This window comes from Streptomyces sp. SAI-135 (genome assembly GCF_029893805.1).
Taxonomy (GTDB): Bacteria; Actinomycetota; Actinomycetes; order Streptomycetales; family Streptomycetaceae; genus Streptomyces.
Window position 1 is genome coordinate 809,157 of sequence record NZ_JARXYP010000001.1, and the last position, 12,750, is coordinate 821,906.

Sequence of the window (12,750 nt, forward strand, 5' to 3'; positions counted from 1 at the left end):
CCGCATTACTGCCGGCGCGGACCGTGAGAACGAGCTCGGTGACCATGTGCCTGCCCGATGGGCACTTGTACGGCCGCCGGAAGTCGGTCTGCTCATCTAATGGCCCGGCAAGTGCCAGATCAGTTGGCCGTAGCGATGGCGGCATTCCGCGACGAACAGGCCGCTCAAGTGAGCGGTGACCTCGTAGTCGTGGCGGTGAACCATTTCCGCGCGACGCACCTCGTCGAGACAGTCACGCGGACACGGCGAGGCGGGACCCCCGCCTTCGGGTCCCACCTCGCCGTCCCGTCACCGGCACCGCCGTCGGAACAACTCCCCCAGTTCATGGGACTCCAGACGCCCATCAGCAGCACACCACGACTGCCGCCGTTGACTCCTTATTTTAGATCGACTAGTCTTTAAATATGGACGGAACCAATGAGACAGTGCGGCGCGGGAGGGGCCGACCCCGCAAGTTCGAGCGGAAACCAGCTCTTGAGACCGCCGTGCGCGTGTTCTGGCAGCAGGGGTACGAAGCGACCGGCGTCGCCGAGCTGCGTGAGGCGATGGGCGGCATGCCGTCGGCGAGCTTCTACCAACTGTTCGGCAGCAAGGCCGAGTTGTTCACCGAATCGATCGCGCACTACCGCGCGACATACGGGCGCGTCCTCGACCCGCTGACCGATGCTTCGCTGGATCCGAAGGAAGCCATCAGGCAGACCCTGAGCCGGTCGATCGCGATGCAGACCGACAAGGAGCACCCGCTCGGCTGCATGATGGTGCTGGCCGCCCCGATTTCGGACACGGACGACCCGGTCTACGCAATGGTCGCGGAGCGACGCCACATCACCCGCTCCCGCGTCCTGGACAGGGTCCGACAGGCGATCGCTGAGGGTGCGCTGCCGCCGGGGACCGATGCGGAGGCCATGGCCGGCCTCATCTACGGCTTTCTCATGGGCATCTCCACTCAGGCGCGCGATGGCGTGCCCGCCGAAACGATGCAACGTTCCGCCGACGCCCTTCTGGCCCTGTGGGGACAGCCGGACGAACCGGATGTTGCCGAGAGCAGGGGCAGGTAATGACCTCGACTTCCACATCACACACGTCGGCCCGGGCATGGGTAGGCGTCGTCACACTGCTGGCCGGCGCACTGCTGCCGCCGCTGGATTTCTTCATCGTCAATCTCGCCATTCCCTCGATCCAGGACGACCTCGGCGGCGGCGACATTCTGGGCCAGCAGATCGTGGCCAGTTACGCCGCCACGTACGCCGTGACACTCACCCTCGGTGGCCGACTCGGCGATCTCTACGGGCGACGGCGGATCTTCCTCATCGGCCTCGTGGGATTCGCCCTTGCGTCGCTCCTGTGCGGTTCGGCCGGGGAACCGTGGCTGCTCGTCGTCGGTCGTATCCTGCAGGGTCTCAGCGCCGCCCTGGCCGCCCCGCAATCCCTGGCCCTCATCCGCGCAAGCCTTGAAGGCCGGGAGCAGACGATCGCCCTCGGCTTCCACGGTGCGACCTTCGGACTCGCCGCCGTCATCGGCCAGTCCCTGGGCGGACTCCTCGTCACCGCCGACCTCTGGGGCCTGGGCTGGCGGGTGATCTTCCTCCTCAACCTGCCCATCGCCGCTCTCGCGCTGCTGGGCAGCCTGTTCCTGCACGATCCGCACACGCGAGGCGTGGAGAAACTCGACTGGATCGGCGCCATTCTGCTTTTCACCGGCCTTGCCGGAATCGTCATTCCGCTGGTCGAGGGACGCGCGCTGAACTGGCCCTGGTGGTGCTTCGTCCTGCTCGTCGTCGCCGCCGGCCTGCTGCACAGGTTCTGGCGCTTCGAGTCGACCCTGAGCGCCGTCCGGAACAGCGAGCGCCACGTCATGCCCCTGGTACCACCACGAGCAGTGACTGCGCCCGGTGTGCGGATCGCACTGACGGCGGTCGCCCTGTTCTACTCCATCGCTGCGTTCTTCCTCATCTTCTCCGAATACGAGCAGTCCGAAGGGCGCACGCCGCTCCAGGCCAGCCTGGACATCCTGCCACTGGGCATCGGGTTCCTGATCGGACCGCTGACCGTGCAGTACCTCATGCGGATCATGCCGCGCCGTATCGCCGCTCTCGGCCTGCTCCTGGAGACCATCGGCTTCCTCGTCTTCGCCGCACTGGTCGCCGCACTCGACCAGACCCCGTGGGCCGCCGCACCCCTGGCGCTCATCGGCTTCGGCCAAGGCCTCGCCCTGCCGTCGCTGATCCGCATCGCGGTCACCCACATCCCGCGTACGTTCGCCGGCCTGGCCAGCGGTTTGGTCAGCGCGACCCTTCAGATCAGCGCCGCTCTGTCGGTCGCGATCATCGGTGGCATCTACTACGCGAGCGCCGGGGCATACGGGTCGAGCCCCGCGATCATCGCGGTGTCGATTCTCATCGCGGTGCTGCTGTTCGGCTCCTCTGTGCTGTCGGTACGCGCCGAACGCGTCCCGTCAGCGGAGACATCCACCAAGGTTGTCGGCACACACGACGGCGAGGTGAGGGAAGGAAAGACACTCTCCCCGGTGCGAGATCAGTAGATGTCGTCTTCTCGGCTGTGAGAGATGCGCCGAAGCAGAACCTGGCAGAGGCCAGCAGGGGCAGCCGTGAGGCGGACACCAGGAGCGTGCCGGTATCCGCCTCACGGCCATACGCAGCCGTCGCTCCCGCCCCACCACTCGCTAACGGGACCAGACGCTGGCCGCCCGCCCTGACCCCGTCCGCACAGTTGCACGCAATCCCTGCGGTCGGACACTCGCCGGTGCGGCGCTGTTTGCGGCGTCACCACCGCGGAAGGCCGACCGGCTTCATTCGGTTCAGCACACCGACTGTGAACCCGCCTGCCTGGCAGGGGAGTTCGGCGTCAGGATCGGCCGGTCACATCTGGCAAGGCTGAGATGCCGGACCTCGGTCCGGCATGATCAGCGATGCGGCCCCTACAGAGCCACCCGCACCATCGGCGCCTGCCTGCACGGCGCCGTCTCCCTGTTGCTGCCGCAGCCAGCTTGCCTGGGCGAACGGCCTGAATCGATGCGCACACGACGTCGCGGCCATCGCCACCAGTGGAGCCCTCGCCCTGTGTGCAGCCGAGTGGCCCTGTGGGCCCTCGACCGGATCGGCCCTGTTCACCTCGCCGGCCCCAAACCGGCGAGGCCCGCCCACGAAGGGAGCCCCGCCAGCGCGCCGGCACCCCATGTCACCGTACGAAGTCACGGCGGACTGACCACGACGATCCACATGGCCGGGCAGATCCCGCTGTATGTCCGTTTGTCAGCGGGGCGCACCGGCCGCAACTAATGTCATGACCCTCTGCGGATTGCCTGACGTGACCGGGCTGGCGTCGCGTCCTTTCCGAGGCGACCCGCGCCCACTGCGCACGTCATCCGAGCGGCGGCCCGGGTGCGGTGGACCAGCGTGGTCAGCGGTCGGCCCTCGCGAAGGGGCCTTCTCGGTTCTGGGGCAGATACCGGAGCGCGAGACTTGACCGCGACGGTGGCCTCGACCGACGTGTTTCCCTCATGGCCCCGCCGGGGGAGTCCGCCCGCGCGCCGCATAGAGGGACGGGACTCGACTGCGAAAGCGGAGATCGCTTCCTGGCCCCCACGCCCTTCCAGGAGAAGTCGTTGCTCCCAGAATGAGGAAAGCACCGGTAGTGATGACAGTGCGGTACAAGACTCGGAGCCTCATGTCACGTCCAGACGCCTGTAACGAACGTTCTATCTCCATAGCGTGTCAAGATCTATTCGCACTGTCAATACCGAACGTCCTACCTTATGGGTGGCGACGCGAAAACCTGATCGGCAGGCTCGGGCCCCGCCAGGCCCGGGACGGTGACGGCGCGTGCGTTCACTCCAGGAACACACGGAACACCTGACCGCGGCAGCTGTCCATGGTCCGGCGCCGTACCACTGCCGAGCTTCGCGGCCCACGTGGACGGGCCACCGACCCTGAATGGAAGGCCAGACGACGACTCCTGCGCAACCGCGAGGATCTCACCGACGGGCAGTTCGCCACCATGTGGAACACGCAGCTCGGCGAGGGGGAGCTCGGTCAGACGCTGCTGACGGCGTGGATTGCCAAGAGAACGTCGGCATTCGCCTCACCATGGCCCGCACCGGAGCCGGACGACACACAGCCGGCAACGCACGCTGGAGATTCCTCACCTGGTGCGCGGACGCCCTCATCCGCGAGGTGCGGCAGCTCGCCGTCACCGTCGACCACTGGTGGTCCGAGATCGAGGCGTAAGTCGCCGCTGGATCCCCCAACGCCAAGAGCGAGGGCATCAACCAGGTGATCAAGCTCGTGGCACGAGCCGCGTTCGGCTTCCGCAATGCGGAGAACCACCGTCCACGGAGACGCTGCGTCACCACCCGTCGAGCCCGGGCACACCTCCGCACCGCTCAACTCTGAAGTCCCGCCAATCTGGGTATCGCGGCAAGAACCGTGTTCCTGCCGGTCGGCCCTGAAGGGGTGACACGCGGTTGCATCGATCAACTGCTCCGGACACATGACCAGTTGTTTATGTCTTCATTCCTTGCCCAGTACAGCGTCGACGTGATCGTCTGCGGCCAAGAACAGCATGCCGAGCACTCGCACCGATCCGCGCTCAGCAGCCAGGGTGCCGTGCTGTCCACGATCACCATGCCGTCCTACCGCCGCAGCGACGCTATTTCCTGACGCGACGTCATTCAACTACACTTGGGAACTCACCGCATTCCTGACCTGACGGCGAGACGCCGCCGAGCACTGGTCGCCGTACGCACTCTCGCGCGGCATCAGCACTGCGCCACCATGCCATACTCGTCAGTAGAACTGATCAGTAGCCTCAAGCCATTCACGATGTGCGTTGATGGTGGCCCGTGGACGTTCCAGCGACGCCCTGGCATCACGCTGAGACTGTTTCGCCCAGCTCTCATTTATTCCCACACGTCTCGCATGACGGACCGACACTCAATGGCCTATGTCACGAGCGGAGGGCGTTCACTTTTTGTTTCGCAAGACGTAAGTTCTTTGCGATCAGTGGGAAACAAGGCCGGTCGAGGGGCTGTAGAGCCAGACCCCGGGCTACGGACATGGCGTACCGGACACAGACCGGTACGTCTTGCTGCGTGCGGTGTAACCCGATGTGGGGCAGCCGGCACCACTGAAACCCTCAACTACGCGTCACTCTCATTCATGGAGCAACGGCATGGCCCTGGCGGAACTTGACTGCATAATGCACCTTGTGGCGCCAGGAGGACTCGCCATCCCTGTGACCACTCACGCTACATATGATTCACAAGATCCGTACGGTGTACGTGTCACCTTCTACCCAGGAGAGCACGCCCCTGTCAGTTGGGTCTTCGCACGGGACCTGCTCGCTGAGGGGACGGTACGGCCGAGCGGATTCGGCGACGTGCGGATATGGCCAGGTAGAGCGGATCAGACGGGCCTGCTGTTTCTCAAGTTGTCTTCCTTTGACGGACAAGCGCTGTTCACTGTGCCCATGGACCTGGTCACGCCATGGCTGTGCCGGTCATACCACCTCGTGCCGGCAGGCCTTGAGGGGGCGTCACTCGACCTCGACGGTGAACTTTCCCGACTGCTGGGCGAGGTCGCCTGACGGCGCCTTCCCGCTCACGGCAAACGGCCAGCCAGGTACCCACTGGTAAACGCTCACGTGGTGCTTGGCATCCAGATCGACACCCGCCTCAAAGGTCGGAAGCATCGTCCGGACACCTGACTCTCTCTACCGATCTGGGCACACCCCGCAGCGATGGCCAGCGGCTTGAGGCCGAGGTGAAGGATCAAGCGATCGTCACCGTTTTCGAGATCGCAGCGGGTGAACTGCGAGATGCGCTGCAACCACTGGTACAAAGTGCCACGGCCACGATGCCCGCGACACGCTCATCGAGAGCAACGCGGACCGACGCGGGTGACCGGCTGCTGGTAGGCACCGCAGCACCCCTGACACCTCACTTGTGACGAACCGCATCAGCCCGCGCTTCACCCTCCACTCAACTACCGGCTTCATCCGCAGAGTTGCCGTCCCGGATCTCCTCGACGAACCGCTCGCGCACCTCGGCTTTGATCAAGTGAGCGGGCCGCAGGCAAGCGGTTCGAGTACGTCGATCAGCCGCTCTCGCAGCGGCTCCGCTGTGGCCGCCCGTTGCAGCATCGGGGTGAACGCGTCTCCCGCGAGACCGGCCAGCGCGCTCGCCATCACGGTGACGCGCAGCCAGACTTCCGCGTCGGCGATGGGTGCCAGCGCCTGGGCCAGCCCGCGAACGAGTCTCTTGTCGGCGTCACCCACAAGGGCCCGGACTTGGGGTGCGAGGTCCACTCGGTCGCCGAGCGCCCGTCCGATGATCCGGCCGAGCCGGCGGTTCTCCGGTGTGTCGGAGACGATCACCTCGATCAGCGGGCCGGCCCACGCAATGACCCAGGACCGGACGTCACCGCACCGATCCGAGCATGCCAGAGCATCGAGCGCCGCAATCTGACGTGCGGTCAACTGACCGATCAAATCTTCCAGGACCTCGTCGATCAAGGCGTCCCGCGATCCGAAGTGGTACTTCACGGCGGCGATGTTGGTGCCCGCGGCTGCGCTGACGGTTCGCAGCGACAGCCCTGACCGGCCCGCATCGGCCAGGACGTCCTTCGTCGCTTCGATGAGCCGTGCTCTGGTCATGGCTCCGGCCTGTCGGCGTCCGTCATTCTGCTTCACGCCAGAAAGTTAAACACGCGCTTGACCAACTGACAGCGCGAGTGTATTAATTAATCACTCGTTTAAAAACCACGGGGCGGGCCGTCCAACAGCCCACGCCGACGGCTGTCCGCCAGGTCAGTTCTTCGGTTTGCCAGCCTGACTTTCCTCGGACGTCCGGGGCAGGAGGGCGACGCCTCCCGACACGCGATCGGCGGTCCCGGCACCTTGCCGGCTTTCGAGACGCGGGCACGCATGAGGGCTTCCCTCATCGGTTCGCGCGCCGCCGGCTGATCACGACGTGGCAGCGGGCGACATCCCGAACTTCAGGCCAGGCAGTCCGCTTCACCCGAACCAACTGAAGGAGTTCACATGTCTGTGTCTTCATCACATGGTGCGACACGGCGCGTACGTCGATGCATCGACCTGAGAACGGCGTCCGGCACCACCGGGCCCCTGCCCGGACCCGTGCCGCCGTTGCGGCTTCGTCGGCACCCTCCTCCTGGTCGGCCAGAGCGGCGAGTTGGTGCTGTACAGCTAGTGGAAGCCGCAAGGAGAAACCCTTTTTGACATGCCCGACGATTGGTCCCTCGCACCGGCGGTGAAGGGGTCGGACCGGATCGATTACTACACCTGCACCATGGTCTTCAGCGCACCCCGAGGTGAGCGAGGCGGCACTCAAGGGCACGCCACATGCTCACTTCGGTGTGTTCACCGCAGACCCGGGCCACCAGGGCGAGATGCTTGATCTTGCTCGCCGACATGCCCCGGTTCCATGGGGCCTCCTGGGTTGGAGGCCATCAATTTCCATCGGAGTCTCGACGGCCGTCACGTGATCAATCCTGGTCAGGATTCGGCGACTTCGGTGATTTGCTCACTCGTCCCAGTTTTGCTCGGGGTGACGAGTATGGGATCGGCGCGGCCACCTTCCGGCCGCACTTCTTCGAGGTGGCAGCGGCTGCCCTGCGATGAAGGTCTGGTGTCTGCACGAGCGCCCCAATGCGCATAGGCCGCGTGTGAACCACCGCGACCTCTCATTCGTTGCCAGAATATGGACTTGCGAGAACTGATGAACACCACTCCGGTGGCTGAACAGACCACCCCTGAGGCACACGCAGCGGAGACCCATGACGTCCTGCACCGGATACGAGAGGGACTCATCGGTGACGGCGCCCTTCTCGAAGGCCCGTACGGCCCGCGTCGCATCACCTACGCCGATTGGACTGCATCGGGCCGATCGCTGGACTTCATCGAAGACTTCATACGGGAGGCGGTTCTCCCCCGCTACGCCAACACACACACCGAGAGCTCCGGTAACGGCCGTCGTACGGGACATCTTCGAGAAGAGGCCCGGAGGCTGATAGAGGACGCAGTCGGGGCGCACGGCAGCCACCACGTCATTTTCTGCGGTTCAGGCAGCACGGCCGCAATCGACAAGATCATCGGCTTGTTAGGTTTGCGGTCCGTCCGCCGCGGGGCCTCTGAAACGGCGGCCGCCCTGCCCGAGGAGGAGCGGCCGGTGGTGTTCCTCGGGCCGTACGAACACCACTCCAACGAGCTTGCCTGGCGCGAATCACTGGCAGACGTCGTGATCATCCGGGACGACGTCACCGGCAGGATCGATCTGGACGATCTGCGAGCGGCACTCGAGAAGTACTCGGATCGTCCTCAGCTGATCGGCTGTATGTCAGCGGCATCCAATGTCACCGGAATGATGTCCGACACTGACGCCATAGCCAGTCTTCTGCACAGCTACAACGCCTTGTCCTTCTGGGACTTCGCATCAGCTGGACCCTATCTGCCCATCCGTGTGGATGAGTCGGCACCCGGCCGGCGTGACCACAAGGATGCTGTATTCCTCTCGCCGCACAAGTTCGCCGGCGGCCCCCAGACGCCAGGTGTTCTCGTCGTGCACAACGAGCTTCTGCGCAACGCGGTGCCGGTGGTGCCGGGCGGCGGCACCGTCAGCTATGTAGGACTCGACAGCCACCGCTACATACCTGACCCAGTGCCACGCGAAGAGGGCGGCACACCAGCCATCGTCGAGTCCATACGCGCCGGCCTCGTCTTCGCACTCAAGGAGTCAGTGGGCACGGACACCATCCGCTCCTGCGAGGAGAAAGCATGGCAGGACGTCAGGGACCGCTGGGCGCAGCATCCCGGCATTCACATCCTGGGTAACACCGCTGCCGACAGGCTCCCCATCGTCTCGTTCCTGATTCGGCACGGAGACGAGTACCTTCATCACCATTTCGTGACCGCACTGCTGGACGACCTGTTCGGCGTGCAGGCCCGCGGAGGCTGCTCTTGCGCAGGTCCCTACGGACACCGCTTGCTCGGCATCGGTACGGAACAGTCGTACGCGCACCGAGACATGGTCACGGATCAGGGTATCGAGGCAATGAAGCCAGGTTGGACCCGAGTCAGCTTCCCGTACTTCATGTCCGATGCCGTTCGTGAACACATCATTGAGAGCGTGGAACTCATCGCAACCGCAGGTCACCGTTTGCTGCCCGACTACGTCTTCGACCTGGGCACCGGTATCTGGCAGCACCGTGCGACGCCGTCCGAGACGGCACCCGGGCTACGGGGCGCACTCGATGCCACCGCGAGTGTCCCACCCGTCGAGCATGCAGGTGAGGAGGTGCTTGCAGCACATCGGGAGCGCGCCCGCAGCCTCCTCCTGTCCCGGCGGCAGGAGACCCTGAGTCCGGCCGAACTGCCGCCGGCCGCGGAGGCACTGCGATGGTTTCCGCTGCCGGATGTGTGCTTGCGGAGCACAGCAAGTCGATAGTCCGTCGGCGGGGACGGGGCCGCCGCTTACGTGATCCGCCCGGTCATGGCTTCGCGTCGGGACACCACCTGTCCTGCGTCGGGCGGCGGCTGAGCCCGACCAGAGAAACCAAAGCAAGGCTTATGGCTTTGCCTGACTGGGCTTATTTCACTTATGAGAGCATGTCAGGAAGGTGAGCGTAACCCGATGACGGCATGCGAGGAGTAGGTCGATGAAGACCATCGGTCTGATCGGCGGGATGAGCTGGGAATCGACGGCTGAGTACTATCGGCTCCTGAACGAGTTCACGCGCGAACGACTTGGCGGGCTCCACTCAGCTCGATGCGTGCTCTACTCGGTCGACTTCGCGGAGATCGAGCAGATGCAGGTCCAGAGACGCTGGGCGGAAGCCGCCGAGATCCTTGCCGAGGCGGCTCGTTCTCTGGAAGCAGCCGGCGCCGACCTGATGCTCATCTGCACCAATACGATGCATAAGGTGGCCGACGCGGTCGAGGCGGCGGTGTCCATTCCGCTGTTGCATCTGGCCGATGCCACGGCGGACGCCGTACGGGCTTCGGGCCTGAGCCGGGTCGGTCTGCTAGGCACGGCGTTCACCATGGAACAGGATTTCTACCGAGGCCGCCTTGAGGCCGGCGGCCTGCATGTGTACATCCCGGGTTCCGAGCAGCGCACCGTCGTGCACCGCATCATCTACGACGAGCTCTGTCTCGGAGTGGTGAAGGACGAATCTCGCGCTGCCTACCGAAAGGTCATGGAGGACCTCGTCGCCTTTGGCGCGGAGGGCATCATCCTGGGCTGCACGGAGATCGAGCTTCTCATCGGTCCCGCGGACAGTCCTGTCCCGGTCTTCCCCACCGCACGTCTTCATGCCGCAGCCGCCGTGGACGCAGCACTGTCGGATTGATCAGCCAAGCAGAGCAGAGGGTGCGCCCTGCGGCAGACATCTGACGAACGCGCCCTTTGGTCAGCAGTACCGGCCGAACAGTGACGGTGGTGGACAAGGCCGGCGGTCCCGGCTACGACTCCACCAGCGCGTCCAGCGCCATCGTGCGCTTCGTCGAACTTCCGTTGAGCATCCCCTACGAACGCTGGGCAGCCGGAAAGCCAGCCGCGGCCGTACCGGGCAGCGACGTCGGCCACTACCTCCCGCCCAAGCCGATTTCCTCCGATGCATTCTTCAAGGACCCGGATGGCGAGCTCGGCGCTCTGTTCACACCCGGCGCCGGGTACGTGGACGACCTTGAGCCGGCGGCGGCCAACCTTGCCCAGGCCGCGGTGGCCGAAGGGGCGGACCTCCGCTGCCGCTGCGCTGTCACCAGCCTTGAGAGGACCGGATCAGTCTGGTCGGTGAGAGTGAACGCTGACGAGCTGCTGGAGGCGACTGTCGTCGTGACCGCGGCCGGGCCCTGGTCGACTGCCGTCAACAACCTCGCCTGTATCGGTGACGAGTTCGCCGTCAACATCGCACCGATGCGTCAGGAGGTGCACCACGTCCCCCTGCCTGCGTCCTTGCGCCGCATTCCCGGAGGGGCGCCGATCATCCTGGACCTCGACCTGGGCACCTACCCGCGCCCTGACTCCGATCACAGTCTGCTCATCGGTGGCACGAACCCGAATGCGACCAATTGGCGTGGATCGACCTCCCGACCACGCCGACCCAGGCCCGACCTTGGATCGAAGCCCAGGCCCGTCGCGGCGCCCGTCGGCTCACGGACCTCGCCGTCCCGAACCGGCCCCGGCACCGCCGGCGTCCACGACGTGGCCGGTGACTGGACCCCGGTCCACGACCGTACCGACGCTGAGGATCACTACGTCGCGATGGGCACCAGCGGGAACCAGTTCAAGAACGCGCCGGTGATCGGCAGACCCATGGCCACACTGGTCGATGGCGTCGAGTCCGGTCATGACCACGACGCGCAGCCGCCGGTGTAACCGCGCTCCACACGGGTCATCGGATCGATCTGGGTGGTTTCGCACGACGGCGCCCGCCGAACCATGCATCCTCCGGCACCGTCACGTGCTGAAGCGGGGGCCGCCTGCTTGCGCACATGACCTCATCGGGCTCGCGGCTGCATCCGCTGATTCCACGCCATTACGGGACTGGCCCGCACGCCGCACCTCCTCCTCGGTACTGGGCCGTACGCCCTCCTGCGTCTGTCACCACCCGGTGGGAAGGAGATGCTTGACGAGCAGGGCCAGCAGCGCCCGCGCGATGAGCCAGGCACGAGGGCAGGACAGGAACGCGTCGGTGGGCAGCAGCCACCCTGCGAAGGGCAGCCAGATGCGTTCCGTCCCCACCTTGCTCGTGCGGACAGGTTCTCGATCACGAGAGCGAGGAACGCGGCTGTCACGAGGAACGCCGGACTTGCTTCCGCGGCCCCTGGGGCGAGGTTGCGACATGAGCGTGCGTACAGCCGGTGGGATGCTGACCAGGACGGGCGCGCCGAGCCCCCGGGCCGGCGGAAAGGGCTGTGCTGCTGACCAGCAGGCGATGCGTGCTTTCCGGCCGGGCCCGTGCGAGGGCGGGGAAGGGATCGAGGAAGCCCGCTCTGGAGTTCACCGGCCTCCGCTTCCGGGCCACGGACGGGTGCCTGCCTGGGGTCGGCATCGTCGTGATGCGGCCGCCGTGATCGCGTGCGATGCGGCAGGTGCCGTCGTTGACGCGCGTATTCGGGGATGCCACGAGGCCCTGGTGGGCATCCTCGCAGGATGTCGCACCAGGCCACTCTCTTGTGCAGAACGCACACGACGCCCGCCGGCACAATCCGGTCCGGCAGCGGCAGCCGTCCGGATGCCGGTGACGTCGGGGCGGCCGCTCTGGCGGCAAAGGAACCGACAAGCCGATGGCACCTCAAGTGCTCATCGGCCTTCCGCCCGCGCCGACGGCCGGACGGAGGCGCGCTGGTCGGCGGTGTCACCGGCACGAGCCTCGCTCCAGTGGCCCTGGTGCCCGCCAGTGGCATGACCTCGATGGCCACGTCGCGGTCCAGGCTGATGATGGCCTTCGGTATGACAACTCCCGGGGGGCACGCGGAACCTGTTCAAGCGGCCGGCGGTCGGCGGTGGGTAGGTTGCCGCGCCCGGGATGGAGAGACGGAGCCGGACACCTGGCCGGTCAACACGGCTCATTCTGTAACGAGCTCAAGAACTTGGCCCGCTACGGCAGGCGGCGGCAACAGGTCTCCCGAGTGGGGCAGGCTTGTCGTGCGGGGACATGACGGCCTGGTGGTGGAGGATTTCCCAGGTTTTCGGTACTGGTTGAAATGGGC

The 12,750-nt window shown here is 65.6% G+C and carries 11 protein-coding genes; 8 read left to right on the plus strand and 3 right to left on the minus strand.

The genetic code is table 11. From position 1 onward, the window contains the following. Positions 1–404 precede the first annotated feature (404 nt). From M2163_RS03545 to M2163_RS03565, 5 genes are all read left to right on the plus strand, one after another. Complete coding sequence (locus tag M2163_RS03545; protein WP_280854538.1) at positions 405–1,058, plus strand: TetR/AcrR family transcriptional regulator; 654 nt, start codon at positions 405–407, stop codon at positions 1,056–1,058. After that, the gene (locus tag M2163_RS03550; RefSeq protein WP_280854536.1) at positions 1,010–2,542 is read left to right on the plus strand and encodes an MFS transporter; all 1,533 of its coding nucleotides are present in this window, start codon (positions 1,010–1,012) and stop codon (positions 2,540–2,542) included. The genes M2163_RS03545 and M2163_RS03550 overlap by 49 nt, the downstream gene beginning before the upstream one ends. Before the next feature lie 1,564 nt (positions 2,543–4,106). Further along, positions 4,107–4,247 carry a hypothetical protein gene (locus M2163_RS03555; protein ID WP_280893075.1) on the plus strand — a complete coding sequence of 47 codons (141 nt, stop codon included), beginning with the start codon at positions 4,107–4,109 and terminating at the stop codon, positions 4,245–4,247. A 276-nt stretch (positions 4,248–4,523) separates the two neighbouring features. After that, positions 4,524–4,679 carry a hypothetical protein gene (locus M2163_RS03560; RefSeq protein ID WP_280893076.1) on the plus strand — a complete coding sequence of 52 codons (156 nt, stop codon included), beginning with the start codon at positions 4,524–4,526 and terminating at the stop codon, positions 4,677–4,679. Positions 4,680–5,217: 538 nt separating this feature from the next. Further along, complete coding sequence (locus M2163_RS03565; RefSeq protein ID WP_280893146.1) at positions 5,218–5,604, plus strand: SsgA family sporulation/cell division regulator; 387 nt, start codon at positions 5,218–5,220, stop codon at positions 5,602–5,604. On the opposite strand, the gene M2163_RS03570 is transcribed toward M2163_RS03565, so the two are convergent. Further along, positions 5,554–5,709: a hypothetical protein gene (locus M2163_RS03570; protein WP_280893150.1), complete on the minus strand. Its 156-nt coding sequence runs from the start codon at positions 5,707–5,709 to the stop codon at positions 5,554–5,556. The genes M2163_RS03565 and M2163_RS03570 overlap by 51 nt on opposite strands. Before the next feature lie 363 nt (positions 5,710–6,072). Continuing rightward, positions 6,073–6,672, minus strand: a complete 600-nt coding sequence (locus M2163_RS03575; protein ID WP_280855127.1) for a TetR/AcrR family transcriptional regulator — start codon at positions 6,670–6,672, stop codon at positions 6,073–6,075. A gap of 1,072 nt (positions 6,673–7,744) precedes the next feature. On the opposite strand from M2163_RS03575, the gene M2163_RS03580 reads away from it, so the two are divergent. The 3 genes from M2163_RS03580 to M2163_RS03590 all read left to right on the plus strand — a co-directional run bounded on the left by M2163_RS03580 (position 7,745) and on the right by M2163_RS03590 (position 11,413). Further along, positions 7,745–9,481: an aminotransferase class V-fold PLP-dependent enzyme gene (locus tag M2163_RS03580; RefSeq protein WP_280893077.1), complete on the plus strand. Its 1,737-nt coding sequence runs from the start codon at positions 7,745–7,747 to the stop codon at positions 9,479–9,481. Between the two features lie 211 nt (positions 9,482–9,692). Next, positions 9,693–10,385 carry an aspartate/glutamate racemase family protein gene (locus M2163_RS03585; RefSeq protein ID WP_280893078.1) on the plus strand — a complete coding sequence of 231 codons (693 nt, stop codon included), beginning with the start codon at positions 9,693–9,695 and terminating at the stop codon, positions 10,383–10,385. Positions 10,386–10,465: 80 nt separating this feature from the next. Next, positions 10,466–11,413: an FAD-binding oxidoreductase gene (locus M2163_RS03590; protein WP_280893079.1), complete on the plus strand. Its 948-nt coding sequence runs from the start codon at positions 10,466–10,468 to the stop codon at positions 11,411–11,413. A 225-nt stretch (positions 11,414–11,638) separates the two neighbouring features. Here the strand turns inward: M2163_RS03590 and M2163_RS03595 are convergent, their stop codons facing one another. Then, entirely contained in the window at positions 11,639–11,779 is a 141-nt protein-coding gene (locus M2163_RS03595; RefSeq protein ID WP_348541002.1) for a hypothetical protein, read from the minus strand. Positions 11,780–12,750: the final 971 nt, after the last annotated feature.